Origin of the sequence: Aliiroseovarius salicola (genome assembly GCF_027891095.1) — a bacterium.
In the GTDB taxonomy this organism is placed as follows: Bacteria; Pseudomonadota; Alphaproteobacteria; order Rhodobacterales; family Rhodobacteraceae; genus Aliiroseovarius; species Aliiroseovarius salicola.
The window spans coordinates 533532-558428 of record NZ_JAQIIO010000001.1; the positions used below are offsets into that span (position 1 = coordinate 533532).

Annotated in this window: 31 protein-coding genes; 20 read left to right on the plus strand and 11 right to left on the minus strand. The window is 55.9% G+C overall.

The window, feature by feature from the left end:
• Positions 1-8 precede the first annotated feature (8 nt).
• Positions 9-1280 carry a transcription termination factor Rho gene (gene rho, locus O2N63_RS02700; RefSeq protein ID WP_271052572.1) on the minus strand — a complete coding sequence of 424 codons (1272 nt, stop codon included), beginning with the start codon at positions 1278-1280 and terminating at the stop codon, positions 9-11.
• A gap of 134 nt (positions 1281-1414) precedes the next feature.
• Entirely contained in the window at positions 1415-1864 is a 450-nt protein-coding gene (locus O2N63_RS02705; protein WP_271052573.1) for a CopD family protein, read from the minus strand.
• A 396-nt stretch (positions 1865-2260) separates the two neighbouring features.
• Between O2N63_RS02705 and O2N63_RS02710 the strand changes: the two genes are divergently transcribed.
• The 4 genes from O2N63_RS02710 to dnaQ are packed head-to-tail and all read left to right on the plus strand — an operon-like array spanning position 2261 to position 5016.
• The gene (locus O2N63_RS02710; RefSeq protein ID WP_271052574.1) at positions 2261-2860 is read left to right on the plus strand and encodes a Maf family protein; all 600 of its coding nucleotides are present in this window, start codon (positions 2261-2263) and stop codon (positions 2858-2860) included.
• A complete protein-coding gene (locus tag O2N63_RS02715; RefSeq protein WP_271052575.1) occupies positions 2857-3693 on the plus strand; it encodes a shikimate dehydrogenase in 837 nt (278 codons plus the stop codon). The genes O2N63_RS02710 and O2N63_RS02715 overlap by 4 nt, the downstream gene beginning before the upstream one ends.
• Positions 3690-4286 (plus strand): dephospho-CoA kinase, encoded by a 597-nt coding sequence (gene coaE / locus O2N63_RS02720; RefSeq protein WP_271052576.1) that lies wholly within the window; start codon positions 3690-3692, stop codon positions 4284-4286. The genes O2N63_RS02715 and coaE overlap by 4 nt, the downstream gene beginning before the upstream one ends.
• Positions 4279-5016: a DNA polymerase III subunit epsilon gene (gene dnaQ, locus O2N63_RS02725; protein ID WP_271052577.1), complete on the plus strand. Its 738-nt coding sequence runs from the start codon at positions 4279-4281 to the stop codon at positions 5014-5016. The genes coaE and dnaQ overlap by 8 nt, the downstream gene beginning before the upstream one ends.
• Before the next feature lie 21 nt (positions 5017-5037).
• Here dnaQ and secB read toward each other — a convergent pair whose 3' ends face one another.
• Positions 5038-5520: a protein-export chaperone SecB gene (gene secB, locus O2N63_RS02730; RefSeq protein ID WP_271052578.1), complete on the minus strand. Its 483-nt coding sequence runs from the start codon at positions 5518-5520 to the stop codon at positions 5038-5040.
• Positions 5521-5644: 124 nt separating this feature from the next.
• Between secB and idi the strand changes: the two genes are divergently transcribed.
• Positions 5645-6163 carry an isopentenyl-diphosphate delta-isomerase gene (idi, locus tag O2N63_RS02735; RefSeq protein WP_271052579.1) on the plus strand — a complete coding sequence of 173 codons (519 nt, stop codon included), beginning with the start codon at positions 5645-5647 and terminating at the stop codon, positions 6161-6163.
• Here idi and O2N63_RS02740 read toward each other — a convergent pair.
• On the minus strand, positions 6160-6669 hold the full coding sequence (locus tag O2N63_RS02740; protein ID WP_271052580.1) for an FxsA family protein: 510 nt from the start codon (positions 6667-6669) through the stop codon (positions 6160-6162). The genes idi and O2N63_RS02740 overlap by 4 nt on opposite strands.
• 105 nt (positions 6670-6774) lie before the next feature.
• Between O2N63_RS02740 and O2N63_RS02745 the strand changes: the two genes are divergently transcribed.
• The 3 genes from O2N63_RS02745 to O2N63_RS02755 are packed head-to-tail and all read left to right on the plus strand — an operon-like array spanning position 6775 to position 9074.
• A complete protein-coding gene (locus O2N63_RS02745; protein ID WP_271052581.1) occupies positions 6775-7434 on the plus strand; it encodes a Tim44/TimA family putative adaptor protein in 660 nt (219 codons plus the stop codon).
• Positions 7431-8477: a murein transglycosylase A gene (gene mltA, locus O2N63_RS02750; protein ID WP_408629780.1), complete on the plus strand. Its 1047-nt coding sequence runs from the start codon at positions 7431-7433 to the stop codon at positions 8475-8477. The genes O2N63_RS02745 and mltA overlap by 4 nt, the downstream gene beginning before the upstream one ends.
• Before the next feature lie 3 nt (positions 8478-8480).
• Positions 8481-9074, plus strand: coding sequence for a Smr/MutS family protein (locus O2N63_RS02755; protein WP_271052583.1), 594 nt, complete (start codon positions 8481-8483; stop codon positions 9072-9074).
• A gap of 10 nt (positions 9075-9084) precedes the next feature.
• Here the strand turns inward: O2N63_RS02755 and O2N63_RS02760 are convergent, their stop codons facing one another.
• Complete coding sequence (locus O2N63_RS02760; protein ID WP_271052584.1) at positions 9085-10173, minus strand: alpha/beta hydrolase; 1089 nt, start codon at positions 10171-10173, stop codon at positions 9085-9087.
• Between the two features lie 129 nt (positions 10174-10302).
• Positions 10303-11610, minus strand: coding sequence for an ATP-dependent protease ATPase subunit HslU (gene hslU, locus O2N63_RS02765; RefSeq protein ID WP_271052585.1), 1308 nt, complete (start codon positions 11608-11610; stop codon positions 10303-10305).
• A 141-nt stretch (positions 11611-11751) separates the two neighbouring features.
• Between hslU and O2N63_RS02770 the strand changes: the two genes are divergently transcribed.
• Complete coding sequence (locus O2N63_RS02770) at positions 11752-12420, plus strand: 5'-methylthioadenosine/S-adenosylhomocysteine nucleosidase (RefSeq protein WP_271052586.1); 669 nt, start codon at positions 11752-11754, stop codon at positions 12418-12420.
• Positions 12421-12431: 11 nt separating this feature from the next.
• On the opposite strand, the gene hslV is transcribed toward O2N63_RS02770, so the two are convergent.
• Complete coding sequence (hslV, locus tag O2N63_RS02775) at positions 12432-12989, minus strand: ATP-dependent protease subunit HslV (protein WP_271052818.1); 558 nt, start codon at positions 12987-12989, stop codon at positions 12432-12434.
• Between the two features lie 91 nt (positions 12990-13080).
• Here hslV and O2N63_RS02780 point away from each other — a divergent pair, with 91 nt between their 5' ends.
• Positions 13081-14013, plus strand: a complete 933-nt coding sequence (locus O2N63_RS02780; protein ID WP_271052587.1) for a hypothetical protein — start codon at positions 13081-13083, stop codon at positions 14011-14013.
• A 3-nt stretch (positions 14014-14016) separates the two neighbouring features.
• On the opposite strand, the gene hemH is transcribed toward O2N63_RS02780, so the two are convergent.
• Positions 14017-15051 carry a ferrochelatase gene (gene hemH / locus O2N63_RS02785; RefSeq protein WP_271052588.1) on the minus strand — a complete coding sequence of 345 codons (1035 nt, stop codon included), beginning with the start codon at positions 15049-15051 and terminating at the stop codon, positions 14017-14019.
• 81 nt (positions 15052-15132) lie between these two features.
• On the minus strand, positions 15133-15987 hold the full coding sequence (locus tag O2N63_RS02790; protein WP_271052589.1) for a methyltransferase domain-containing protein: 855 nt from the start codon (positions 15985-15987) through the stop codon (positions 15133-15135).
• Positions 15988-16017: 30 nt separating this feature from the next.
• Here O2N63_RS02790 and O2N63_RS02795 point away from each other — a divergent pair, with 30 nt between their 5' ends.
• The 5 genes from O2N63_RS02795 to O2N63_RS02815 all read left to right on the plus strand — a co-directional run bounded on the left by O2N63_RS02795 (position 16018) and on the right by O2N63_RS02815 (position 19126).
• Positions 16018-16734, plus strand: coding sequence for a ComF family protein (locus O2N63_RS02795; RefSeq protein ID WP_271052590.1), 717 nt, complete (start codon positions 16018-16020; stop codon positions 16732-16734).
• 66 nt (positions 16735-16800) lie between these two features.
• Positions 16801-17064: a glutaredoxin 3 gene (gene grxC, locus O2N63_RS02800; protein WP_271052592.1), complete on the plus strand. Its 264-nt coding sequence runs from the start codon at positions 16801-16803 to the stop codon at positions 17062-17064.
• Positions 17064-17882: a carbon-nitrogen hydrolase family protein gene (locus tag O2N63_RS02805; RefSeq protein ID WP_271052593.1), complete on the plus strand. Its 819-nt coding sequence runs from the start codon at positions 17064-17066 to the stop codon at positions 17880-17882. The genes grxC and O2N63_RS02805 overlap by 1 nt, the downstream gene beginning before the upstream one ends.
• Positions 17883-18341: a MarR family winged helix-turn-helix transcriptional regulator gene (locus tag O2N63_RS02810; RefSeq protein WP_271052594.1), complete on the plus strand. Its 459-nt coding sequence runs from the start codon at positions 17883-17885 to the stop codon at positions 18339-18341.
• Positions 18338-19126, plus strand: coding sequence for a GNAT family N-acetyltransferase (locus O2N63_RS02815; protein WP_271052595.1), 789 nt, complete (start codon positions 18338-18340; stop codon positions 19124-19126). Before O2N63_RS02810 ends, O2N63_RS02815 begins: the two co-directional genes overlap by 4 nt.
• Here O2N63_RS02815 and O2N63_RS02820 read toward each other — a convergent pair.
• Together O2N63_RS02820 and ubiG are read right to left on the minus strand one after the other, a co-directional pair.
• A complete protein-coding gene (locus O2N63_RS02820) occupies positions 19102-19326 on the minus strand; it encodes a hypothetical protein (protein WP_271052596.1) in 225 nt (74 codons plus the stop codon). The two genes, O2N63_RS02815 and O2N63_RS02820, sit on opposite strands and share 25 nt — an antisense overlap.
• Positions 19323-20066: a bifunctional 2-polyprenyl-6-hydroxyphenol methylase/3-demethylubiquinol 3-O-methyltransferase UbiG gene (gene ubiG / locus O2N63_RS02825; RefSeq protein WP_271052597.1), complete on the minus strand. Its 744-nt coding sequence runs from the start codon at positions 20064-20066 to the stop codon at positions 19323-19325. The genes O2N63_RS02820 and ubiG overlap by 4 nt, the downstream gene beginning before the upstream one ends.
• 50 nt (positions 20067-20116) lie before the next feature.
• Here ubiG and pip point away from each other — a divergent pair, with 50 nt between their 5' ends.
• From pip to nusA, 5 genes are all read left to right on the plus strand, one after another.
• Positions 20117-21103, plus strand: coding sequence for a prolyl aminopeptidase (gene pip, locus O2N63_RS02830; RefSeq protein WP_271052598.1), 987 nt, complete (start codon positions 20117-20119; stop codon positions 21101-21103).
• Between the two features lie 98 nt (positions 21104-21201).
• Positions 21202-21831: a CDGSH iron-sulfur domain-containing protein gene (locus O2N63_RS02835; protein ID WP_271052599.1), complete on the plus strand. Its 630-nt coding sequence runs from the start codon at positions 21202-21204 to the stop codon at positions 21829-21831.
• A gap of 38 nt (positions 21832-21869) precedes the next feature.
• Positions 21870-22484, plus strand: coding sequence for a class I SAM-dependent methyltransferase (locus tag O2N63_RS02840; RefSeq protein ID WP_271052600.1), 615 nt, complete (start codon positions 21870-21872; stop codon positions 22482-22484).
• A 183-nt stretch (positions 22485-22667) separates the two neighbouring features.
• Positions 22668-23252 carry a ribosome maturation factor RimP gene (rimP, locus tag O2N63_RS02845; protein ID WP_271052601.1) on the plus strand — a complete coding sequence of 195 codons (585 nt, stop codon included), beginning with the start codon at positions 22668-22670 and terminating at the stop codon, positions 23250-23252.
• Between the two features lie 3 nt (positions 23253-23255).
• On the plus strand, positions 23256-24881 hold the full coding sequence (nusA, locus tag O2N63_RS02850; protein WP_271052602.1) for a transcription termination factor NusA: 1626 nt from the start codon (positions 23256-23258) through the stop codon (positions 24879-24881).
• Positions 24882-24897: the final 16 nt, after the last annotated feature.

Here is a 24897-nt window from a genome sequence, read left to right on the forward strand (position 1 = left end):
AACAATAATTATGCATTCATTGAGTCGAAAAACTCACCATTGCTTTTGGTCTGTTTCAACTTCGAAATCAGGAACTCAATCGCATCAGTGGTGCCCATCGGGTTCAGGATACGGCGCAGCACATATGTTTTCTGCAGATCCTTGGCGTTGACCAGTAGATCCTCTTTCCGGGTGCCGGACTTGAGGATATCGATGGCCGGGAAGACGCGTTTGTCAGCCACTTTACGGTCAAGTACGATTTCCGAGTTACCGGTGCCTTTGAATTCTTCGAAGATCACTTCGTCCATACGTGATCCGGTGTCGATCAGCGCGGTTGAGATGATGGTGAGCGAGCCGCCCTCTTCGATGTTCCGAGCCGCACCAAAGAAACGTTTCGGGCGTTGCAACGCGTTGGCGTCCACACCACCGGTCAGAACCTTGCCCGACGAGGGAACTGTGGTGTTGAAGGCGCGACCAAGACGGGTGATCGAGTCAAGCAGGATCACCACGTCACGCTTGTGTTCCACAAGGCGCTTCGCTTTTTCAATCACCATCTCAGCCACGGCCACGTGACGTGTGGCCGGTTCGTCGAAGGTCGAGGACACAACTTCGCCCTTCACGGATCGTTGCATGTCCGTCACCTCTTCCGGGCGTTCGTCGATCAGCAGGACGATCAGGTAGCATTCCGGGTGGTTTGCCTCGATCGAGTGGGCGATATTTTGCAGCAGCACGGTTTTACCGGTGCGCGGCGGTGCCACGATCAGCGAGCGCTGACCTTTACCGATTGGTGACACCAAGTCGATGATCCGTGCAGACCGATCCTTGATGGTCGGATCTTCAATTTCCATCTTCAGGCGTTCATCCGGGTAAAGCGGCGTCAGGTTATCAAACGCAACCTTGTGTTTTGCCAGCTCTGGGTCGCCAAAGTTGATCTTTTCAACCATGGTGATCGCAAAATAATTTTCATTTTCGCCGGGCGCCTGAATGATCCCTTCAATTGTATCACCTGTGCGCAACGAGTATTTGCGGATCATATCAGGGGACACGTAGATATCGTCGGGGCCCGACAGATAGTTGGCTTCAGGCGAGCGCAGGAAACCGAACCCGTCTTGCACAACCTCCAGCACGCCATCACCGCCAATGATCCACTCGTCGTCCGCCAGCTCGCGCAGAATCGAGAACATCATCTCGCCCTTACGCATGGTCGAGGCATTTTCAATCTCGAGCTCTTCGGCCATCGCCACCAGCTCTTTCGGGCTTTTGGCTTTCAATTCAGCCAGATTCAAACGGTTCTCGGACATGGGAATACCCTTGGGATGCGCGCTAGGCGGCTTGTGAAACGAATTGTGCAGTCTTGAAGATGCATTGGCCGGACGGCCTGCTTATTCGCCAAATAAGCGGCCTTGCCGTTTGAGTCAAGAAATACAGAGAGAGTTCAGAACTTGAAGACCACCGAAAAGACGATCACCAGCATCAAAAGCGTCGGAACTTCGTTCATCATACGATAGTGGCGCCCGGTGATCGTATTACTACCCGAGACAAACTCTTTGCGTCGCGCTGCCAGCCACATGTGAAACCATGTCATTGCAATCACGGATGCGCCCTTGGTCCAAGGCCAGATCATATCCCAACCGACCACACCGGGCGTCAGAACAAGGCACAGGCCGAATATCCAGGTCGAGATCATCGCCGGGTTCATGATCGCTTTCAGAAGCCGTCGTTCCATGGTCTGAAACAGATCATCGGTTTCATTGCCAGATCCGACCACCTCTACGTGATACACGTAAAGACGTGGTAAATAGAAAAGCCCGGCCATCCACGCGATGACTGACACAATGTGAAGCGATTTGGTCCAGAAATACCAATCTGACAGAATGTCACCCATTCTATGCCTGCCTTTCAACTCAGCCCGATCTACCCTTCTTAAAATAATATATATTTAAAAGAAAAGATGATGATTTTGTAGGGCCTGTGGATAATGGGGATTATCGATTTGTCCGGCCAGTTTTGCACAGGGGGATAGAATTGCTCTTTGATCGGGGACAAGTTTCAGCTTGCCAAATTTTCATAGCAGATTCGCAGGTGAAGGCTTGGGGATAAGTGTGAGGAAAAAAGGCGTCGTGCCGGGTTTGAAAATTGCCCCGTGGAAAACTTCTCTACAGTGGAAGAGATGAGGATTTTCACGTAGGAAGTGGCGAACTATCCTCAGGCGTGGATTGGGACGCGATTTCCCCACGAAGCGAACACCGGAACAAACAGAGATTTTCCACAGGGTTATCCTATGGCCACCAAACTTATCCTAGCGTCAGGCTCGGAAATTCGCGCGGAGCTTCTGCGCAATGCCGGGTTAGACTTCGACATCATTCCCGCACGAATAGATGAAGATATGATTAAAATGTCTTTGAAAGCGGAAGGGGCACATTCGCGCGATCTGGCGGATGCGCTGGCGGAATTCAAAGCGCGTAAAATCAGCGAAAAGCACCGTGATGCGCTGGTATTGGGCTGTGATCAGGTTGCGGATCTGGGCGGAGAAGTTCTTTCAAAGCCAGCTTCACCGGTGGAAGCGATATCGCAACTCACTGATATGTCGGGGAAAACTCATCGACTCCTGTCGGCTGCGGTCCTCTATCAGGAAGGAAAGCCTCTGTGGCGTCACGTGGGTCTGGTGCGGATGAAGATGCGCGATCTCAGCGCGGATTATATTCGGGATTATGTAGATCGGAACTGGGATAGCATCCGCCATTCCGTCGGCGCCTATAAACTCGAAGAAGAGGGTGTGCGGCTTTTTTCCAAAGTTGAAGGCGATTATTTCAACGTGCTGGGTTTGCCTCTGACTGAACTCCTGTCATATCTGATCGAACGAGGAGAGTTGGACATATGAGCGAAAACCGCATCCCCCTGGCCGGCGTTATTGGCGATCCGATTGAACATTCCCTGTCACCGCGTTTGCACGGCTATTGGCTGAAAACCATGGGTCTGCCCGGGCATTATATTCCGATGCGGGTGGTGGCAAATGATCTGGAAGAGGTCATCCGCACCTTACCCAAGGCCGGTTTTGTTGGCTGCAATGTCACCATTCCCCATAAAGAACGCGTGCTTCAGCTTGCAGATCTTGTGACAGATCGCGCCGCGCTGATGGGGGCCGCGAACACGCTGATTTTCCGTAAGGACGGAAAGATCCATGCAGATAACACAGATGGTTATGGGTTCATTGAAAATCTTCGTCAGGGCACTGAAGGTTGGGATCCAAAAGCAGGTCCCGCTGCGGTTCTTGGTGCGGGCGGGGCTTCTCGTGCGGTGATCGCGGCCCTGTTGGAAGTTGGCGTGCCCGAGATATTTCTTGCAAACCGAACACGTACTCGCGCCGAGGCTTTGCGGATCGAGTTTGGAACGCGCATCACCGTCGTGGATTGGGTACAGGCCGGGAACATCATTGATGAAGCCGTGACTGTTGTGAACACCACGTCGCTTGGCATGGTCGGTAATCCCGAGCTTCGTGTCCCGCTGGATGGTTTGAAACCGGGGCAGGTCGTGACAGACATTGTCTATGCCCCGCTCAAAACACCTCTGCTTGAAGCCGCTGAACAGGCGGGTTGCCAGATTGTCGACGGGCTTGGAATGTTGTTGCATCAGGCGGTTCCCGGATTTGAACGCTGGTTTGGTCAACGTCCTGAAGTGACCGAAGAGCTTCGCAATGCGGTGCTTGGACAATGAGCGATCCGTTCATCATCGGGCTGACCGGCTCGATCGGAATGGGAAAATCCACCACGGCGAAGATGTTTCATGCCCGTGGTGTGCCGATCTGGGATGCAGATGCGGCCGTGCATCGGATTTATGCGCCCGGCGGTTTCGCGGTGGAACCGATCCGGGCAATTTGTCCTGAAGCGATTATCGATGGTGGTGTGGATCGCGACGCCCTGAAAGCCTGGATGGGGCGCGAACCCTCTGCCCTCAAGCAACTCGAACAGATCGTGCACCCACTTGTGGCCGAAGACCGCGCCCGGTTTCTGAAAGAAACTGAGGCGGATATCGTGCTTCTCGATATGCCGCTTCTGTTTGAAATTGGCGCACATGAACATGTGGATCTGGTTGTTGTGGTCTCCGCCAGCGCCGAATTACAGCGCGCGCGGGTGTTGGAGCGTGGCACCATGAGCGAAGCACAATTCGAGACTATTCTGGCCAAACAAGTGCCGGATGCAGAGAAACGTGCCCGTGCTGATGTGATTATTCCGACCGAATCCATTGCCGGGGCCGAGACCGCTGTCGATGAGGTGATTGCTCATATTCGGGAGAAGCTGAATGCGTGAGATTGTACTTGATACGGAAACCACGGGGTTTGATCCGCAATCTGGCGACCGGATTGTGGAAATTGGCTGTCTGGAGCTGTTTAATCACATGCCCACCGGGCGCACCTATCACCAATACGTCAACCCGGAACGCGGCATGCCGGAAGAGGCGTTTGGTGTGCACGGGATCGGACCGGATCTTTTGCCCAGCCCGCGTGCTGCGGAATCCGGCGAAGTTCTGTTGAAAGACAAACCGGTTTTCAAAGAGGTCGGCGAGGCCTTTGTCGATTTCATTGGTGATGCGCGGCTTGTCATTCACAATGCGGCCTTCGACATGAAATTTCTCAACGCCGAACTGAAATGGATGGGGCTGGTTGAACTGCCGTGGGAGCGGGCCTTGGATACGCTTGCCATTGCGCGCAAAAAGTTCCCGGGTGCGCCGGCATCACTGGATGCGCTTTGTCGTCGGTTTGGCATCGACAATTCAAACCGCACCCTGCACGGCGCGCTTTTAGACAGTGAAATTCTGGCTGAGGTCTATCTGGAGCTGATTGGCGGGCGACAGCCGGATCTGGTCCTGGCAGGCGGTCCTACATCAACTGGAGATGGCGCGGTATCGGATGATTGGCGCCCTACGGCGCGGCCGACTCCGCTTGCGTCACGGATTTCCGGGGAAGAAGCCGCCGCCCATGCTGATTTCATCGAAAAACTGGGCGATGACGCGCTTTGGAAGAAGATGTCGGAGAGCTGATCCCCGACACCTTTTTCACGCTTAGTTCTGCGGCGCGGTTGCAGCTTCGGCAGTGGCACGGCGTTCGATTTCTGCGCGGTAAAGGGCAAGGAAATCAACGGTATCAAGGTTCAGCGGCGGGAAGCCACCGTCGCGGGTGATGTCCGACACGATACGGCGCACAAATGGGAAGAGCATGCGTGGGCATTCGATCATCAGGAATGGGTGCAGTTGATCTTCTGCCACATTTTCCACGTGGAAGATGCCACCGTATTCCAGCTCAAGCAGGAACAACTGTCCGCCACCGTTTTTGTTTTTCGAACCAACGGTGAACTTGGTGATGATCTCATATTGGTTGTCAGCCGGGCGCTTTTTGGCATCCAGCGCTACTTCAACGCTGATTTCCGGCTGAACGTCCCCTTCGACACCCTTTTGCGAGAGGATGTTTTCGAATGACATGTCGCGGATGAATTGGCCCAGGACCTGCATCTTGGGCGGCATGGGGGCTTGTTGTTCCTCGGCCATGAGGTTTCTCCTATAAATATGGTCGGGAAGATGCCTAGCACCTTGGGAGAGGAGGCACAACCGATGGGATCAAGTGGTGTGAAAGGGCTGTTCACCACGGGGTATTTTCGGGTAAAGGGCGGGCATGAACACGATGATCCCCACTTGGGTGGATGGCACCCTGACACCAGTCGACAAGCTTGAGGCACACCTGAAAGGGCTGCGCCATCGGGCGGTGTCGGTCTTTCTGATTTTCGATGGAAAGGTGCTCTTGCAGCAGCGCGCGGCAGGGAAATACCACACGCCGAACCTTTGGGCGAATACCTGTTGTACTCATCCGCATTGGGAGGAAGACCCAAAAACATGTGCAATCCGGCGGCTTGAACAAGAGCTGGGGATCACCGGGCTGGATCCGGTGTGGAAAGAACAGCTTGAATACCGGGCCGATGTCGGTGGCGACATGATCGAACATGAGGTCGTCGACCTCTTTGTGATCCACTGCGATACACCGCCCGAACTCGACCTGAATCCAGAAGAAGTTCAAGCGGTGCGCTGGATTGATCCTGATGAGTTGGAGGGCGAGGTTTCAGATCAGCCGCAGCGGTTCACCCCATGGCTGCGCATTTACCTGCGCGACCACAAGGGATCGGTTTTCGGGAATTAGTGCTTGGTCCAGCCTGAGGGACCCTTTTCAACCTGATGGGTTGGGCGTTGATCAGGTGAGACATCGGTGAAATCACCATCAATCACGTCTTCTTCGTCAGAACGATACTCGCGATAGGTGGTTTGACCGTCGGTCCCCTGCCCCATGGTGAAGCTCTGCACCTTTACGCGGGATTTCGCCCATTTGAACGCGGCCCGTCGGAAAGCAGGAATCAACAGCGCAAAACCAACCGCATCGGTGAAAAATCCCGGCGTGAGCAAAAGCGCACCGGAGAACAGGATCATCGCACCATGGGCCAAAGGCTCGGTCGGATCCTGCAATTGGCCAAAGCTTTTTTGCAGGTCTTGCATCGCCATAGCCCCCTGCGCCCGCATCAATTGGGTGCCGATCACAGCGGTCAAAACCACAATAAGAAGAGTGGGCCAAAGGCCGATTGCACCCCCCACCTGGATGAATAGGGCGATTTCAATCAGGGGAACCGCAATAAAAAGGGCAAAGAGCCACATGAGATACCTCGTTTATTCGTGCGTGCGCAGTGGACTTGTCCCCGCGCGGTACTTACATATGTTCTCGGCAAACGCGTTTCCAGAGCGCAACAAAAAGAGGTTCACATGAGTTCACCCCTGATCCAGCTTTTGGTGCTGGCCGGTATCGCCCTTTTCCTGATCCTGCGTCTGCGTGACGTTTTGGGCACGCGCGAGGGGTTTGAAAAGCCGCAGGTCACGCGGCAGGACGCCCCGCGCGCAAAGCGTGGCGACTTCGAGGTGATCGAAGGCGGCCCCGACAGTGACATCACTGACCATGTTGATGAAAACAGCAACGCAGCCCACGCACTTGTGGCGATGAAGGCCCAAGAGCCGGAGTTCTCGGTGAGTGAATTCCTCGGCGGTGCGCGTGGTGCCTATGAAATGATCCTGATGGGATTTGAGGCCGGTGAGCTTGCTGAAATCAAACCTTTCCTGGCCGATGAAGTTTATGAAAGCTTTGCCATGGTGGTGGAAAGCCGCCGTGAACAGGGCCTGACGATCGAAGCCAACTTTGTTGGTCTGCGTGAGTTGAAGCTGGAAGATGCAGCTTTTGATCCGGTCACAAAAGAGGGTGAAGTGACCGTGCGCTTTGTGGGCGAGCTGACCTCGGTTGTGCGTGACAAGGCTGGCGAAATCATTGAGGGCAACCCCAATGAGGTGAAGCGTCAGAAAGATGTCTGGACGTTTGCCCGCACCATGGGCACCAACAACCCGAATTGGCAGCTGGTAGCGACCGGCGGATGATCTTGCGGGGGCTGGCATTTACGCTGGCCCTTTTGGGCACGCCCTTATATGCGGGGCTTGGCGACGAGCTTCCGGGGGATGCGCGTGCGCAGGTTATTGAATTCAAAGACTTAAACGGCTGGGCCGAGGACGACCACGACGCGGCCCTTTCCGTTTTTATCGACACATGTATCGATCTGGATGAACCCCTGTGGGCGCCGCTTTGTGCTTTGGCGCAACAACAATCGTCAGGCCGCGCGTTCTTTGAGCTTTTTTTCCGCCCGGTGCTGATCGAAAACGGCACAGACTCGCTTTTCACCGCCTATTACGAACCGGAAATTCGCGGATCGCGGCAACAATCCGAAATCTACCGCTATCCGGTCTATCGCAAGCCTGCGGGTATTCCGTCAGGCCAGTCCTGGCACACCCGCCGCGAGATCGAAGAGGGTGGCGTGCTGATTGATCGCGGATTGGAAATTGCCTGGGTGGCAGACCCTGTTGATTTGCAATTTCTGCAAATTCAGGGATCCGGGCGGATCCGGCTGCCCGATGGCAGCGCGATCCGGCTTGGGTATGCGGGCAATAATGGCCACCCCTTCAAATCACTGGGCAATGAACTGGTGCGTCGCGGCGTTTACAACCCGCATCAGGTGTCCCAATCGGTGATCCGAAACTGGGTGCGTCGAAACCCTGTGGATGGGCATGATCTGTTGATGTCCAATGCGTCTTTCGTCTTTTTCCGCGAATTGCGCCGGATGCCGAAACACAAGGGACCGCTAGGGGCGATGAATCGCTCCATTACCGCGCACCGTTCTGTGGCGATTGACCCGAAATACACACCGCTCGGAGCGCCGGTTTGGTTGGAAAAAGCGGGGAAAGAGCCGTTTAATCGTTTGATGGTCGCGCAGGATACCGGGTCGCGCGTCAAAGGCGCGCAGCGCGCAGATATTTTCTGGGGCACCGGTGGTGAGGCTGGTCAGCTGGCGGGTGAAATTCGCGATGGTGGCCGGATGCTCGTATTGTTCCCGATCCAGCGCGCCTATGCGCTTGAGGCGGAGGACTAACCCATGGCCCGACGCCCCCGCGGATTAAGTGATGATGAAAAGATGCTGTGGAAGAAGGTGGCGGACAACACTGAACGTCTGCACCCTCCACGGCCTGTGAAGAACTCGTTTCTGACCGAACAACTCCAACCAGCGCCGAAAGTCCCAGAAGTCAAATCTCCACGCTTCCAGATCGGAGAGGCAGCCAAGCCGCGTCCCAAATTACATGAGCTCGCCCCTTCCATGGTCGAACAAATGGCCGCGCAGCGTGTGGCGATGGACAAGAAGACCTTTGGTCGGATGAAAAAGGGGCGGCTTGCCCCTGAAGCAAGGATTGACCTGCATGGGATGACCATTGCGCAAGCGCATCCAATCCTGACCCGGTTCATAATGGAGGCTGTTGCGGATGGGCGGCGTCTGGTGCTGGTGATCACCGGGAAAGGGAAACATCGTGATGATGGTGGTCCGATCCCGGTGCGTCATGGCGTATTGCGCCATCAGGTTCCGCATTGGCTGCATATGCCGCCCTTAAAGGCCCATGTTTTGCAGATTTCAGAGGCGCATCTGAAGCATGGCGGCCATGGCGCGTATTACGTCTACCTGCGTCGCCATCGCTAACCCGAACCGGTCAATTCGGGTTGCCGATCACCAGCTTTGTCGCGTTTTGTACCACCAGAACCGTTCCGGGCAACAGTCCCGGCTGCGGGTCTTCTCCATATGCGCTGCTGAGGTCGGGGACGGATTGCAAAAGGCGCAGGAAACCGGGGGACGACAGGGCAACCGAATGCTCCAGCCCGCCATCCGAGAAGGCAGAAAGATCAACCAAGGTCACGTCAAGATCAGCCAGTGGCGCAATGTCCTCGGCATTTCCCAGCCGAGCACTTTGCCCGGTCAGCCCCGCTGACAACCGCAGCGCCCTGTCTCTTGTCGAGCTGAAAATATAGAAGGGTTGCGGTAGTTTACCAATCCGTTTGGCCTGCTGGCGGAACAGATCAATATCGATATCCGGTGACATCAACATCACACCACCAATTCGGCTCATCACCGAAGATTTCCTACCGATCGCCAGCTGCCGCAGGCTTTCCATGGTTAAAAGCGCACCCATCGAATGCCCGACCAGAATGACCTCATTGACGCCCGCCCGCGTTGTCGCTTCCATCAAGCGTTCCAACCCGTCGCGGGCAAACAGCATGGAATCCCGGTCGTAGCCATAGCCAAGCGGATGGGCCGCGCTGGGCCAGGTGTAGTGGACCGGCAAAAATGGCAAATCAAGATCTTCGAGCATCTGCGCAAAGCGATAGAGCCCTTCTGAAAACGTGTTGTTGAACCCATGCACAAAGATCACCGCCACGCGCTCTTCTCCACGGCGCCCACTCAGGCTCTTTCTGAGTGAATTGGAAAACTGATCAGCGTTGGCAAAAGGTGTGAAGTCATCCACCAGAAAGTGCAGGTTAGGATCTGGATCTTTGCGTCCCGGAAAAACCACGCTGCCGGTTTCGCGGTCTGGCGGAACTGACACATCAACCCGACCGAACAGCATATTTTCCCCACGCTCTCCTGTTGGCTGGCCGCTGACGGCGTCAATTTCCCGGGTGGAGCCAACATAAATGCGCTGCACTTCGCCCACATCCCCAGCGCCCGCAAACAAGGTGATTTTGCCACGCGGCGCGCAGGCAGTAGCGGCAATAGTGACAATGGCAATCAGGATCAGGCGCACAGTCGGTCCAACTAGGGAAATGAACAGGTTGCCGCTTAGGATAACGGTGTTTCATGAAAAGCGCCGCCCTGTTGAGGGCGGCGCTTTCATTTTTACCAAACCTGTGCCGAATACGGCCCAGTAAGCTGATTACAAGACGTAGCGGCTTAGGTCGGCCGACTTCAACAGCGAGCCCAGATTGTCATCGACGAAGGCACGGTCGACGGTGACAATCTCGCCGCCACGATCCGGGGCCGAAAAGCTCAGCTCTTCGAATACGCGTTCCAGCACGGTGTAAAGCCTGCGCGCGCCAATGTTTTCAATGTCGCGGTTCACATCAGCGGCGATTTTGGCAAGCGCCGCGATCCCGTCTTCGGTGAACTCGACCTTCACTTCTTCGGTGCCCATCAGGGCCGTGTATTGCAGCGTGAGCGCATTGTCTGTTTCGGTCAGGATGCGCACGAAATCCGCCTCTGTCAGGGCCCGCAGCTCAACCCGGATCGGCAGGCGGCCTTGCAGTTCCGGCAAAAGATCTGATGGTTTGGCAATATGGAAGGCACCCGAAGCTATAAACAGGATATGGTCGGTTTTCACCGCGCCATGTTTGGTGGAAACGGTGGTGCCTTCGATCAGTGGTAGCAGGTCGCGCTGCACACCCTCGCGGGACACATCTCCGCCGCGGGCCTCTTGCCGGGCGCAGACCTTGTCGATCTCGTCAAGAAACACGATGCCGTTTTGCTCAACCGCTTCAAGCGCGGCTTTGGTCACGGTTTCATCGTCCAACAGCTTGTCGGCTTCCTCGCCCAACAGGACTTCATAGCTTTCGCGGACGGTCATTTTGCGCCGTGTTGTGCGCTGGCCAAAGGCCTTGCCGAACATGTCGCCAATGTTCAGCATGCCCATGCTTTGCCCCGGTTGGCCGGGCATGTCGAGCATCTGCATCGGATTGGAGTGGTCCGCAATGTCCAGTTCGATCACCGTGTCGTCGAGCAGTCCGTCACGCAGTTTCTTGCGGAACATCTCGCGGGTGGCTTCGCGGGCATCCGTGCCAGCAATGGCTTCGATCACGCGTTCTTCGGCGTTTTCCTCGGCCCGAGCACGGACATCTTCGCGCATATGCTCGCGGGTTTGAATGATCGCCGCATCCACCAGATCGCGGACGATCTGTTCCACATCTCGGCCCACATAGCCTACTTCGGTGAACTTGGTGGCCTCGACCTTGATGAAGGGCGCGCGGGCCAGTTTGGCCAGACGGCGCGAGATTTCGGTTTTGCCAACGCCGGTTGGTCCGATCATCAGGATATTCTTCGGATAAACCTCGTCGCGCAGATCATCAGCCAGTTGCTTGCGCCGCCAGCGGTTGCGCAGCGCCACGGCCACGGCGCGCTTTGCGTCATTCTGACCGATGATGAAACGGTCAAGCTCAGATACGATTTCACGCGGTGTCAGATTGGTCAATGTGTGCCTCTTTTCAAAACTCATCCCAGTAGGTAAGGGCTATTACGCCGAGCGCAAGCGTATTTGGCTTGAAACCCTAAAAGGTCGCGGCAATATGCCTGTGAATCCTGAGATAATCGACATGACGCGAAGGAATATGCAATGAGCAAACTGACCCAATATGGCGATGTGAAAGCCCTGTTTGTCATGGCGGCTGATGCCGAATATGGCCCGCATCTGCAAAACCGCTTCACACCGCTCATCACCGGTGTTGGTCCTGTTGAGGGCGCAGTGGTGACCACGGCAGCGTTGAGTGAGATGAAAGTCGCAGACACATTGCCAGACGTGGTGATTTCTTTGGGTTCCGCCGGGTCCGCCAAACTGCGCAAAACCGACGTGTTTCAGATCACCGAAGTGGGCTATCGCGATATGGATGCCTCGCCTCTGGGGTTTGAAAAAGGCGTGACCCCGTTTCTGGACATGCCTGCAACACTCTCCCTGCCCTTGCGTGTTTCAAATGTACCCGAAGCCACATTATCGACCGGCGCCAATATCGTGCACGGCGCGGCTTATGACGCAATTGACGCGGATATGGTGGATATGGAGACCTTTGCCATTCTGCGTGTGTGCCATCGGTTTGACCTGCCGTTGATTGCGCTGCGCGGTGTGTCGGATGGTGACGCGGAATTGTCAGAAGTTTCGGATTGGACCGAGTATCTGCACATCATCGATGAAAAGCTCGCCGGGATTGTCGATGGGATCGGAGACGCCTTATCGAAGGGTGTAGAGTGGCCGGGATATGGGGCGCTGACCGCCCCAATCCGTCTCTAAATCACCTGAAATCAGCCAGAAATCTCTTCCACCGTCAGGTTGCCATTGGTGTAGACACAGATGTCGGCGGCAATCGCCATGGCCTCGCGGGCGACACCTTCTGCGTCCAGATCGCTGTTCATCAGTCCACGCGCCGCGGCAAGGGCAAAGTTGCCCCCAGATCCGATGGCGGCCACGTCATGCTCTGGCTCCAGCACATCCCCTGCCCCGGTGATCACGTAAAGATCTCGCCCGTCGGTCACGATCAGCATCGCTTCTAGCTTTTGAAGGTATTTATCGGTGCGCCAGTCTTTCGCCAGCTCAACGCTTGCGCGCGACAGCTGCCCCGGAGTGGCTTCGAGCTTGGCCTCAAGCCGCTCCAACAGCGTAAACGCATCTGCTGTGGAGCCAGCAAAACCCGCAACCACGTCAAACCCGCCGGGGGACAGGCGCCGCACCTTGCGTGCTGTGCCTTTGATCACGGTCTGGCCCAGGCTTACCTGCCCATCACCCGCCACAACAACTTTGCCACCTTTTCGCACACCGATGATCGTGGTGCCGTGCCAGCCAGGAAATTCATTATCCGCCATGATGCCTCCAATTCGTTTCATCCTATATGGACACCTGGCCGCAGCCAGACAAGTTCTTGTTCCGCGAATGTCCCATTGATAGCGTGCAGTCATGGCAGGCAGCTCGGCACACAAGAAAATTCTGAGGATCTATCTGAGTGATCGGCGCTTGGCCCAAGCGCGGGCTGGCCATTTTCATATGATCGACCGGATTCGGGAAACGCTCGAGGCACGGGGGTTTCGGGTCGAGCTGCGCAGCAATCAGGGTCATGAAAGGATCAAATCAACAGCCCGTGCGGGCTATGCGCTGTTTCATATGGAAGATCCCTTGCATGATCGTGGCCTGACTTTGCGCCTGAGCTACATCTTTCCTTTTTGGCGGTTGGAGAAAAGCGGCAAAAGGTGGGAGTTTGATGTCGCGCGGAAAACCTATAATCCAGCCGAAATAGACACTGATTTGGCATCAGCCTGGGCGAAGAGGTGGCGCGGATATCTGTTCAAAGGGTTGGCTAATGAACCCCGGCGTGACGGGCCGATCTATATTGCCCTGCAAGGGCGATTAACCCAGCATCGCAGCTTTCAATCCATGTCTCCGGTCGAAATGGTGAAAGCGACATGTCAGGCCTACCCGACAACACCAATTCTTATTGGGCTGCATCCGAATGAGACTTATTCCGATCAGGAAATGACCGCTTTGCACGATGTGTGTGCCGACCGCCCAGATGTGTCGATACAAACTGGCGGGATGGAGGATGCGCTGAAGACCTGCCGGTTTGTGGTGACGCAGAACTCCTCCGCAGCCTTGATGGGTTTCTTTTTCCATAAGCCAGCCGTGCTGTTTGGACTAATCGATTTCCACCACATTGGTCTGAAAGTGCGGGATATGGGATCAAAAGCAGCGCTTTTGGCCGCACCGGATCATACGCCCGACTTCGACAGTTATCTCTATTGGTTCACCATGGAGAACGCGATCAAGGCCGACGCACCCGATATACACGAACGCATTGCGGATCGATTGATCGAGCACGGATGGCAGCTGGAATAGAGATTATTCCAGCCAGCCTTGCAGGTTGCGTTCCGCCACCCCTACAAGCGCCTTGATATGGGCATCATCGTCGTTGAGGCAGGGAATATAGGTGAAGCTCTCACCGCCCGCCTCAATAAAGGCTTCCTGAATTTCTTCCTGAATTTCTTCAAGCGTTTCAATGCAGTCGGCAGAAAACGCAGGTGCAATCACTGCGATGTTCTTCTTGCCAGCCTTGGCCAGGCGCGCAACCTCTTCCACCGTATAGGGCTTCAGCCACTCCTCGGGCCCAAAGACCGACTGGAACGTGGTTGTGATATCGCTTTCATCCCAACCCAAACGGTCTTTCAGCAAACGCGTGCTTTTCTGGCATTGGCAATGATAGGGGTCGCCTTCTTCCAAATAACGAATGGGCATCCCGTGGTAGGACACAACAAGCAGATCCGGTCGTTTATCCAGCGCTGCATAACCTCGCTCAACCGACTGGGCCAGAGCATCCACGTAAGCTGGGTCATCGTAATAGGGTTCAATCGTGCGCGAGGCGGGTTGCCATTTTTCTTCCATCAACGCACGGAAGAACTGGTCATTTGCAGTGCCCATCGTGGCACCCGCATATTGGGGGTAAAGCGGGAAGAACAAGACTCTATCGCAGCCACTAGAGACCATTTCTGCCACTTTTGATTTGGTTGAGGGATTGCCATAACGCATACAGAAATCCACCATAACCTGATCGCCGTATCGCGCGGTCAATTCCGCATTCAACTTGGCAATCTGTTGCTTGGTGATGGTCATGAGCGGGCTTTCCCCCAGCTCTTCATTCCAGATCGACTTATAGGCCTCGCCCGAACTTTTCGGCCGTTTGGTCAGAATGATAGCCTGCAGGATCGGCTGCCACTTCCAAGCCGGGTAATCAATCACCCGCTTGTCCGAAAGGAACTCGTTCAGATAGCGGCGCATTGACCAGTAGTCATAGCCATCGGGTGTACCCAAATTGGCAAAGAGAATACCCACCTTTCGGGGTTTGATCTGCGGATGATCTGCGGGTCTTTCCATGATCATATGTTGCTCCTGCGCGCTTTTGTTGCCCATCAGATAGCGGCTTTTGCTTCGCGGTCAATTGATGCGTGACAAACCAACCGCTTATTCCATGAGTTTCTTTTCATCTGTCCCAAGCGCATCGGCCAGACGCGCGGCGGCAGAGCCGGGTCGCAGGGGCTTTGGCTGGCTGTCATCTGGTACCCAACCGGTGAGTGTGATGAACTCGAAGCTTGCCAAAATGCGACCCTGTTCCGCCGGAAAATGCTGTTTGTAGTGCTGGTCAGCCGCGTCAAAGAACCCCCGCGGCAAAGGGGTTGGGTTGCGCGCCGCAAGCGCATTGCGCTCTCCCATCAGGCGCAGATCTTTCATCAGCGCAAAAATATCGGAATAGGTCACGGTCTTTGCAGTGCTATCCGCAACAGGAAGGGCATAACCTGCCCTTTGCAGCAGCGCGCCCATATCCCGGATCTCACCCATCGGGGCGACACGGGGAGACAGACCCCCAAATATCCGGCTTTCAGTTTCGGCAAGCACTGCGCGCAATTCAGCCAAGGTCTGTCCACCGAAACAGACTCCAAGAAATAGTCCGTCAGGTTTGAGGGCCAGACGGGATTGAACCATTTGACCAATCGGATCATTCGCCCAATGCAGCCCCATGGCGTGAATGACCAAATCATGGGTGCCGGGTTCAAGTGCCAACCGCTCGTCATCCGGTACGATTTTGGCATTCGGGAAGGCAGCGGACCAGATTTCAGGAAATCCAGTCACAATCGCAACATCTGTAAACGCCCTGTTAACCATATCCAGGCGATCCTGGATCTCGTCGATGGCCAGCTCCTGAAGGAACATACCTTCCGCTGTCGCTCTGGCGCGGTTTTGCGCAAGCCGACCCGGGTCGGTCAGTTTGGGAGGTTTATCAGTGTGCTCTGTCACGGGCGGTATCACGATGTCAGTCATTGGCGCGGACCATAGATGGAGAGACAGGAAATGCAAACAGCGCTTGCCCTGCTTTATCCCCCGCAATGTGTAAGTTGCGGCGACCCGGTGGAAAGTGATTTCGGATTGTGCGGCGCCTGTTGGCGAGCTACTCCATTTATTGAAGGCGTGGTTTGTGATCTTTGTGGCGCCCCCCTGCCCGGTGAAGACGATGGGAGCAATGCACATTGCGATGATTGTCTGACCCTTGATCGCCCATGGAAAAGGGGGCGTTCAGCCCTGCTTTATCGAGAAAATGCGCGACGCATGGTGTTGGCGTTGAAACACGGGGATCGCACCGACTTGGCACGTCCCGCTGCGGGATGGATGGCGCGTGCGGTGAAGCCGATCTTGACCGATCAGCCAATCATTGTGCCCATTCCAACCCATTGGACCCGCCTGTTTCGCCGCCGCTATAATCAGGCGGCTGAACTGGGCAAGGCCCTGTCCGGCAGATTGGGGATGGACTATGCGCCCGAGGCCCTGATCCGCCCGCGCGCAACGCAAACCCATGATGGCCTATCGGTCGATGAGCGGTTTTCCAACATGGATGCAGCGATCAGACCTCATCCGAAACGCGGCAGAGTGCTGGCCAGTCGCAATGTGCTTTTGGTGGATGATGTCATGACCTCTGGTGCAACTTTTACAGCGGCGGCATTGGCCTGTCAGAAGGCAGGTGCCGCATCAATCACGGTCTTGTCGCTCGCGCGCGTTGCGAAAGAGACCTGACATCCTATATATCCTTGGCAACATGTGCGTTTCGAGGCTATCGAAACACCGCAGACGAGGATGAAGATGAAGACTGTCACCATTTACACCAGTGCGCTTTGTGGCTTTTGCCATGCGGCGAAACGGCTGTTGAACCAGAAAAACGTGATTTTTGACGAGATCGATGTGGGCTTTGACCCCAATCGTCGTCAGGAAATGATGAGCCGCGCCAATGGCCGCCACACTGTGCCGCAAGTTTTTGTGGGCGATACCCATGTCGGCGGGTGCGACGATCTTTATGATCTTGATCGTGCGGGCAAGCTGGATCCGTTACTGCAGGGCGCTGCCTGATGCGTGTCGGGTTGGTACAGATGACCTCGGGTGAGGAAGTGAGTGCCAACCTGGATGCAGCAATTGCGGGACTGCGCGAGGCTAGCGTTGGTGGGGCACAGTTTGTACTGACACCGGAAGTCACCAATGTCTTGTCGTCTTCGAGAAAAGTGCAGGAAGCGCTGATTTCTCACGAAGAAGAATGTGAGTTTCTGCTGGCCCTCCGGGCAGAAGCAAAGGCGCTGGGCGTCTGGGTTCTGTTGGGGTCACTTGCTGTGAAAACGCACGACCCAGATGGGCGTTTTGCCAATCGGTCTTTCCTGATTTCCCCCTTGGGTGACATCACGGCGCGTTATGACAAGATCCACATGTTTGACGTGCGAATCGATGATCGGGAGAGCTACCGCGAAAGTTCACACTATCGACCAGGTGATCGCGCGGTTGTAGCGGAAACTGATTTCGCCAGTATTGGCATGACCATTTGTTATGACCTTCGGTTCCCGCGCCTCTATCGTGAACTGGCGCAAAAGGGCGCTCAAATCCTGACCGTACCTTCTGCTTTTTCTCCCGTTACGGGGGCTGCCCATTGGGAAACCCTGTTGCGGGCGCGTGCAATTGAAACCGGGTGTTATGTACTCGCACCTGCTCAATGTGGGCAGAATACCGAGAAACGCTCGACATATGGTCACTCACTTGTCGTTGCGCCATGGGGCGAAGTTCTGGCAGATGGTGGCACGGAACCCGGAGTCACTCTGGTAGACCTCGACCTGGATGATGTAGAGCAAGCGCGGGCGCGCGTACCCTCTTTGACCCACGACCGCAAATTTGAAGGCCCCTGAATGTCTGATCAAAACTCAAATCAAAGCACGGACAACCTGTCTGTCGCACTGTTCAGCGAGATGTTTATGGCCGATCAATTGGCGCGCAATCGCTTGTCAAAGGCGTTGCCCAAGGGGATGGAGCTGAGCCATTTCTCAGTGCTGAACCATCTGGCCCGCTCAGGCGAGGAAAAAAGCCCCGCGCAGTTGGCAAAAGCGTTTCATGTGACCCGCGGTGCCATTACCAACACACTGAACAAGCTGGAATGGGCGGGGCATATCCATGTTCGCCCTGACTGGGATGATGCGCGGCGCAAATTTGTGACGATCTCACCTGCCGGACGGGCGGCCCGTGATGCGGCGCTCCAGTCGATCACGCCGATCATCGGCAATATGGTGACCAAGATCGGCAAGGAAAAGATCAAACAGGCGCTGCCCGTGTTGCGAGAGATGCGACAGCTTTTAAGCGACGTTGAATGAAGAGCCTCGAATTCGCCAGCGACCTGATGGTGCTGCGCGGGCAATGTGAGGTTGAGACATACTCGGACAGGATCGTGCAGCGCAGCCCGTCCCAGCCAAATTTCTGGTTTGGAAACAGGGTTTTATTTCGTGACCCCCCGCGCGATGCGACAGCCCTAGTCGCTCAGTTTCAAACCGATCTGCCTGATGCGGAGCATATCTGTCTGGGTTGGGATATTCCCAATCTTCCAATTCACGATGTTAAGCAGATGTTTGAGGCGCAGGGGCTTAAGGTCGAAGCGGCGGACACACTGGCATTGTCAGGTGACCTGAACCGCCCGGACCTTCCAAGAGGCCTTACAACGCGGGCCTTTGAGCGGGAAAGTGATTGGCATCAGAGCGAAGCAATTTCTCGAAGCCAGCATTTTGTTGATGGGTTGCCAGAAGAGGGTCTGGATAGGTTTCTGAGCGGTCAGAGTGCGGCCCGACAGGCGCAGATTTCCAAAGGATTTGGCCAGTGGTTTGGAGCCTTTGACGGGGATCAATTGCTGGGTGACATGGGGATCTTTTTTGATGATCGGGTGATCCGCTACCAATCGGTGCAGACCCATGAAAAATATCGCCGTCGGGGCATATGTTCAGCTCTGCTCTGCCACGCGCTTGACTGGGCAAAGGCAAAAGCACCTCAGGCGCGGCCTCTCATCGTGGCGGAAAGCAACAGCGATGCAGGGCGGCTCTATCTCCGGGCTGGATTTGAACTGTTTGAAACCACAGTCAGCGCTTATCGCCCGCCATCCGAAAGTTGATCGTCATTATCGGCTGCGGCTTTCATGCGCTCGATTGTGCGTTCCATGATTTCCTGTCGCTCAGCCAACGTTTCATCAAGACTGCGCCGTTTGCGCTCGATCCGCTCTTCAAGCACTTTTAACCGTGCCCGTTCTTCAATCGGCACATGGTCGCGCCAGGATTGATAGGTTTCGATCAGTTTTTCAGCATCACTTGTCATGCGCCGGGCTTCACGCTCGCCGTGACATAGTTCACCGACAGATCCCGGTCCGAGATTGACCACTGCCAGGTGACGGGGTTGAACACAAACCCCTTGCGGTCCACCACGCGCAACAGGCTTTCGGCAAGCATGTCCTCAAGTTCATCCGGGGTGATGAATTTCGACCATTCATGGGTGCCCTTGGGCAGCCAGCGCATCACATGTTCCGCTCCGACAATCGCCACCATGAAAGATTTCGGGTTGCGGTTGATGGTCGAACAAAGCAGCAACCCACCCGGTTTCAAGAGTTTCTGGCACGATGTCAGGAAGGCCAGCGGATCCGCCACATGCTCCACCACTTCCATATTCAGGACCACGTCAAATTGCTCACCCGCCTCTTCGATGGCTTCGGCGGTGGAGTGGCGATAGTCGATCTCCAGCCCCATTTCCTCGGCATGGGTCTTGGCCACCGGGATATTGCGTTCGGTGGCATCTGCCCCAACCACATAGGCACCAAGCCGGGCCATCGGTTCGGACAACAGCCCGCCGCCACAACCAATGTCCAGAATGCGCAGGCCCGCAAATGGCTTGTCATCCGACAGGTCACGGCCAAATTCTGCGGCGATCTGGCTAGTGATGTAATCCAGCCGCACCGGGTTCATCATATGCAGCGGCTTGAACTTGCCGGTCGGATCCCACCACTCTGCGGCCATCGCGGCGAATTTTTCGACTTCGGATGGATCAACAGAGCTTTGGGTCATATCACGTCTTTCTGATGGCAGGGGCCTGACAGGCATTATATAGTAACCCTATGGACAAAGCCGCAGGAAAAAACAGCGCAGCCGGAGGGCTCTATCCCCCGATCGAACCATATGATCGGCGTATGCTGGATGTGGGCGACGGCCACAAGGTTTATATTGAACAAAGCGGCAATCCAAACGGGATCCCTGTGGTGGTGTTTCATGGCGGTCCCGGTGGCGGATGTTCTCCGCAGATGCGCCGATTCTTTGATCCAAATGCCTATCGCATCATCCTGTTTGATCAACGCGGCTGTGGTCGTTCGCGTCCTCATGCCGAGGTCGAAGCCAACACCACATGGCATCTGATCGCTGACATCGAACATATCCGTCTTACATTGGGGGTGGAACGCTGGATCATTTTTGGCGGCAGCTGGGGGGCCACTCTGGCGCTAATCTATGCCCAGGCGCATCCGTCACGGGTGGCTTGGTTGGTTTTGCGCGGTGTTTTTCTGGCGGAAAAAAGCGAGCTTGATTGGTTTTATGGTGGTGGGGCCGGTCGCTTTTGGCCCGAGTTGTGGGATCAGTTCACCTCGCTGGTGCCAGAGGATGAGCATCACGATTTGATCGGTGCCTATAATCGGCGGCTGTTTTCTGGTGACTATGCCGAAGAGGTGCGTTTTGCCAAAGCCTGGGCCGGGTGGGAAAATGCGTTGGCTTCGATCCAGAACAGGGGGCAAGTGGTGGATGCACCGGCCGATTATGCTCGTGCCTTTGCGCGGCTCGAAAACCACTATTTCGCATACGGGGCGTGGCTGGAAGAGGGGCAGATCCTCAAGAATATGCCAAAGATCGCCCATGTGCCCGGCACCATTGTTCAGGGGCGTCATGACATGATTTGCCCCCCCGCCGCGGCCCATTCCCTGCACAAGCGCTGGCCCAGTTCGATTCTGCGCATGGTGCATTTCGCGGGCCATGCATTGTCAGAGCGTGGCGTGACCGAAGAGCTCACCTATACAATGGATAAGCTGGTCCGGCAGCGAGACACTCTTGGTGCATAGTGCGTTTGTGCACGGAATTCTGTGCGCCGAGACCCATTGTACGAAATCAAAACTCACCTCAGACTAAACCACCAGGCAACCTGACGGGAGGAGAGGTCATGGCAGACCAGCCAAAGATCGAAGCGCGCGAAAATGGACCATTGGTGGCCAAGGGCGTAACCAGCCTGGAAACCGAAGACGGCCAACCCGCTGAGTGCAAACCGGTAATGGGCTTGTGTCGTTGTGGGCACTCAAAAAACAAACCTTATTGTGATGGCAGCCACAACAAAGTTGGGTTTGACAGCAGCTCCGGAACACCAGCAGGGCGCGACCGGCTGATTGCCTACGAAGGGTCACAGGCTACGGTCTATTACAACCCGATGCTGTGTTCTCACGCTGCGGAATGTGGACGGATCGCCAAAAACATCTTCAACCCGGCGGAAAAGCCCTGGGTGCAACCGGACAATGGCACGATGGATGAACTCAGTGCAGTGGTTTCGGCCTGCCCATCAGGGGCACTGTCGTTCAAAGGGGTTGATGGGGCGGCTGAGCATCTGGTGCCGGAAGGCCCTCAAATCCGGGTCGAGAAAAACGGGCCGCTCTGGGTGCATGGGGTCGAGCCGCCGGCCGTGCCGAATGGAGAGGGGCACACCGCACAGAAATACGTGCTGTGCCGCTGCGGTCTTTCCGGCAACAAACCCTTCTGCGATGGATCCCACCGCGATGCGGGGTGGAAAAGCGACGACTGACACCCCATCTCTCCTTAAGTTGTTTTGAGGAGGCAGAAATGATTGAGGCTAAGGCGTTCTGGGACAAGATTGCAGAAAAATACTCCCGCGATCCGATCAAGGACATGGCGAGCTATGAACACAAGCTGGCCAAGACGCAGGATTATATGCGGCCAGACATGAAGGTGCTGGAGTTTGGCTGTGGCACCGGATCCACGGCGCTTTTGCATGCCCCTCATGTGGCTGAATATCATGCGGTGGATTTGTCTTCGGAAATGATCCGCATTGCCCGCGCCAAAGAGGGTGCTGACAAGATCAAGTTTGACGCGGCTGATTTCAGCACCATGCAAATCGAGCCGGAAAGCGTGGACATGGTGCAGGGCCACTCTATCCTGCATCTGCTGGATGACCCGGGCGCGGCCATCCAGAAAGCCTATGCCACGCTGAAACCCGGCGGGGTTTTCGTGACCTCCACTGCCTGCCTGCGCAAGATGTGGCCGCTGCGCCTGATCGCGCCCATCGGTCAAATGCTGAACAAGTTTCCCCATATCGCGTTTTTCAGCGAGGACGATCTGCGTCAGATGATGCGTGAGGCCGGGTTCGAGATTGTCGAAGACTGGAAGCCTAAGGGCAAAATCACGGCGCTTTTCCTGATCGCGAAGAAGCCAGAATAAGGTGAATGTGGGGGCAGGTTGCCTGCCCCCTTGCAATTCCAACCAATCCCGCCTATATCCCCTTTCAACAGCGGCGCGTCGGGGTCCAAACCCGAGGCTCCACCGGTAAGACGAACGGGCCCGCTGGCCCGTTTTTTTGTTTTGGGGGATCGGCAATATCCCGGCCCCAACTAGGAGAATAATGTGAGCGAACTGGTTGCCAAAACCTCATTGGATCAACGCCTGGCCGGCATCGTTCAGCCCGTGATCGAAGGCATGGGCTTTGAGCTGGTACGCCTGCGTTTGCAGGGCAGCAACACGCCGATGCTGCAGATCATGGCCCAGCGTCCCGATGGCGGGATCGAAGTGGATGAATGTGCTGAGATTTCGACCGCGATCAGCGCAGTGCTCGACGTGGAAGACCCGATCGAGGAAAACTATACACTTGAGGTTGGCTCGCCCGGCATCGACCGCCCGCTGACGCGGCTCAAGGATTTCGACAGCTGGCAGGATTATACTGCCAAGATCGAAACCACCGAACTGATCGACGGACGCAAGCGCTTCAGGGGCACCTTGATGGGCACCGAAGGCAATGAAGTGCTGATCGAGATTGAAAACCAGGGCGAGATGGTCACCATCGGCCTTGACTTTGACTGGCTGGCAGATGCCAAGCTGATCATGACCGACGAACTCATCCGTGACGTGCTGCGTGCGCGTAAGGATGCGGGGCAGATTGACGAAGCCCAATTTGACGAAATTCAAGAAATCACCGGTTCCGAGGAGGACTGATCCATGGCAATCACTTCTGCCAACCAGCTAGAGCTGCTGCAAACCGCCGAGGCTGTGGCCCGCGAAAAGATGATCGACCCGGCGCTGGTCATCGAAGCGATGGAAGAAAGCCTCGCCCGTGCCGCCAAGTCGCGTTACGGCGCCGAGATGGACATCCGTGTGTCAATCGACCGCAAGACCGGTCGCGCCACCTTTACCCGTGTGCGCACTGTGGTGGCGGACGAGGAGCTGGAAAACTATCAGGCTGAGTTCACGGTTGAGCAAGCCAAGCAATACATGGAAAATCCCGAAATCGGCGCAACCTTCTCGGAAGAAGTCCCGCCGGTTGAGATGGGCCGTATCGCTGCCCAGTCTGCAAAGCAGGTGATTCTTCAAAAAGTGCGCGAAGCCGAGCGTGATCGTCAGTTCGAAGAGTTCAAAGACCGCGTTGGCACCATTATCAATGGTCAGGTCAAGCGCGAAGAATATGGCAATGTCATCGTTGATGTAGGCACCGGCGAAGCCATCCTGCGCCGCAATGAGAAAATTGGCCGCGAAAGCTATCGCCCGAACGATCGCATTCGCTGCTATGTCAAAGATGTGCGCCGCGAGACCCGTGGCCCGCAGATCTTCCTGTCGCGCACCGCACCGGAATTCATGGCCGAGCTCTTCAAAATGGAAGTGCCGGAAATCTATGACGGTGTGATTGAAATTAAAGCCGTGGCTCGTGACCCCGGTTCGCGCGCAAAAATCGCCGTGATCTCGTATGATAACTCAATCGACCCGGTTGGCGCCTGTGTTGGTATGCGTGGTTCGCGTGTGCAGGCCGTTGTGAACGAACTGCAGGGCGAAAAGATCGACATCATCCCGTGGAACGAAGATCAGCCGACCTTCCTCGTGAACGCGCTGCAGCCGGCCGAAGTGTCGAAAGTGGTTTTGGACGAAGAAGCTGGCAAGATCGAAGTGGTTGTGCCCGATGAACAGCTGTCGCTGGCCATTGGTCGCCGCGGTCAGAACGTGCGTCTGGCTTCGCAACTGACCAACCTCGACATCGACATCATGACTGAGGCCGAGGAATCAGAGCGTCGCCAGAAGGAATTCGCCGAACGCACCGCGCTGTTCATGGAAACCCTCGATCTGGACGAATTCTTTGCCCAGCTGCTGGTGTCCGAAGGCTTCACCAGCCTCGAAGAGGTGGCTTATGTCGAGCTGGACGAGCTGCTGGTCATCGACGGTGTGGACGAAGGCACCGCGCAAGAGCTGCAGACCCGTGCCCGCGAATTCCTGGAAGCCCAGGCTGCCAAAGCGCTGGAAAATGCCCGCGCCATGGGGGCCGAAGACGGCCTGATCGCATTTGAAGGCCTGACTGCGCAGATGGTTGAGGCTCTGGCCGAAGACGGCGTGAAGTCGCTCGAAGACTTCGCCACCTGTGCCGACTGGGAACTGGCTGGCGGCTGGACCACTGTGGACGGGCAGCGCATCAAGGATGATGGTTCGCTCGAGAAATTTGGCCTGTCTCTGGAAGAGGCACAAGACATGGTCATGACCGCTCGCATCATGCTGGGTTGGGTTGATCCGGAAGAGCTGGTTGCTGACGCCGCCGAAGGCGACGACGGCGACGACGCCACCACCGAGGAGGCTGAGGCCTGATCTCAGGCCTCAGAAG

Coding starts and splice junctions, on each gene's coding strand:
- rho (WP_271052572.1), bottom strand. CDS start 1,280: ATGTCCGAGAACCGTTTGAATCTGGCTGAATTGAAAGCCAAAAGCCCG.
- O2N63_RS02705 (WP_271052573.1), bottom strand. CDS start 1,864: ATGGGTGACATTCTGTCAGATTGGTATTTCTGGACCAAATCGCTTCAC.
- O2N63_RS02710 (WP_271052574.1), top strand. CDS start 2,261: ATGGCCACCAAACTTATCCTAGCGTCAGGCTCGGAAATTCGCGCGGAG.
- O2N63_RS02715 (WP_271052575.1), top strand. CDS start 2,857: ATGAGCGAAAACCGCATCCCCCTGGCCGGCGTTATTGGCGATCCGATT.
- coaE (WP_271052576.1), top strand. CDS start 3,690: ATGAGCGATCCGTTCATCATCGGGCTGACCGGCTCGATCGGAATGGGA.
- dnaQ (WP_271052577.1), top strand. CDS start 4,279: ATGCGTGAGATTGTACTTGATACGGAAACCACGGGGTTTGATCCGCAA.
- secB (WP_271052578.1), bottom strand. CDS start 5,520: ATGGCCGAGGAACAACAAGCCCCCATGCCGCCCAAGATGCAGGTCCTG.
- idi (WP_271052579.1), top strand. CDS start 5,645: ATGAACACGATGATCCCCACTTGGGTGGATGGCACCCTGACACCAGTC.
- O2N63_RS02740 (WP_271052580.1), bottom strand. CDS start 6,669: ATGTGGCTCTTTGCCCTTTTTATTGCGGTTCCCCTGATTGAAATCGCC.
- O2N63_RS02745 (WP_271052581.1), top strand. CDS start 6,775: ATGAGTTCACCCCTGATCCAGCTTTTGGTGCTGGCCGGTATCGCCCTT.
- mltA (WP_408629780.1), top strand. CDS start 7,431: ATGATCTTGCGGGGGCTGGCATTTACGCTGGCCCTTTTGGGCACGCCC.
- O2N63_RS02755 (WP_271052583.1), top strand. CDS start 8,481: ATGGCCCGACGCCCCCGCGGATTAAGTGATGATGAAAAGATGCTGTGG.
- O2N63_RS02770 (WP_271052586.1), top strand. CDS start 11,752: ATGAGCAAACTGACCCAATATGGCGATGTGAAAGCCCTGTTTGTCATG.
- hslV (WP_271052818.1), bottom strand. CDS start 12,989: ATGGCGGATAATGAATTTCCTGGCTGGCACGGCACCACGATCATCGGT.
- O2N63_RS02780 (WP_271052587.1), top strand. CDS start 13,081: ATGGCAGGCAGCTCGGCACACAAGAAAATTCTGAGGATCTATCTGAGT.
- hemH (WP_271052588.1), bottom strand. CDS start 15,051: ATGATCATGGAAAGACCCGCAGATCATCCGCAGATCAAACCCCGAAAG.
- O2N63_RS02790 (WP_271052589.1), bottom strand. CDS start 15,987: ATGACTGACATCGTGATACCGCCCGTGACAGAGCACACTGATAAACCT.
- O2N63_RS02795 (WP_271052590.1), top strand. CDS start 16,018: ATGCAAACAGCGCTTGCCCTGCTTTATCCCCCGCAATGTGTAAGTTGC.
- grxC (WP_271052592.1), top strand. CDS start 16,801: ATGAAGACTGTCACCATTTACACCAGTGCGCTTTGTGGCTTTTGCCAT.
- O2N63_RS02805 (WP_271052593.1), top strand. CDS start 17,064: ATGCGTGTCGGGTTGGTACAGATGACCTCGGGTGAGGAAGTGAGTGCC.
- O2N63_RS02810 (WP_271052594.1), top strand. CDS start 17,883: ATGTCTGATCAAAACTCAAATCAAAGCACGGACAACCTGTCTGTCGCA.
- O2N63_RS02815 (WP_271052595.1), top strand. CDS start 18,338: ATGAAGAGCCTCGAATTCGCCAGCGACCTGATGGTGCTGCGCGGGCAA.
- O2N63_RS02820 (WP_271052596.1), bottom strand. CDS start 19,326: ATGACAAGTGATGCTGAAAAACTGATCGAAACCTATCAATCCTGGCGC.
- ubiG (WP_271052597.1), bottom strand. CDS start 20,066: ATGACCCAAAGCTCTGTTGATCCATCCGAAGTCGAAAAATTCGCCGCG.
- pip (WP_271052598.1), top strand. CDS start 20,117: ATGGACAAAGCCGCAGGAAAAAACAGCGCAGCCGGAGGGCTCTATCCC.
- O2N63_RS02835 (WP_271052599.1), top strand. CDS start 21,202: ATGGCAGACCAGCCAAAGATCGAAGCGCGCGAAAATGGACCATTGGTG.
- O2N63_RS02840 (WP_271052600.1), top strand. CDS start 21,870: ATGATTGAGGCTAAGGCGTTCTGGGACAAGATTGCAGAAAAATACTCC.
- nusA (WP_271052602.1), top strand. CDS start 23,256: ATGGCAATCACTTCTGCCAACCAGCTAGAGCTGCTGCAAACCGCCGAG.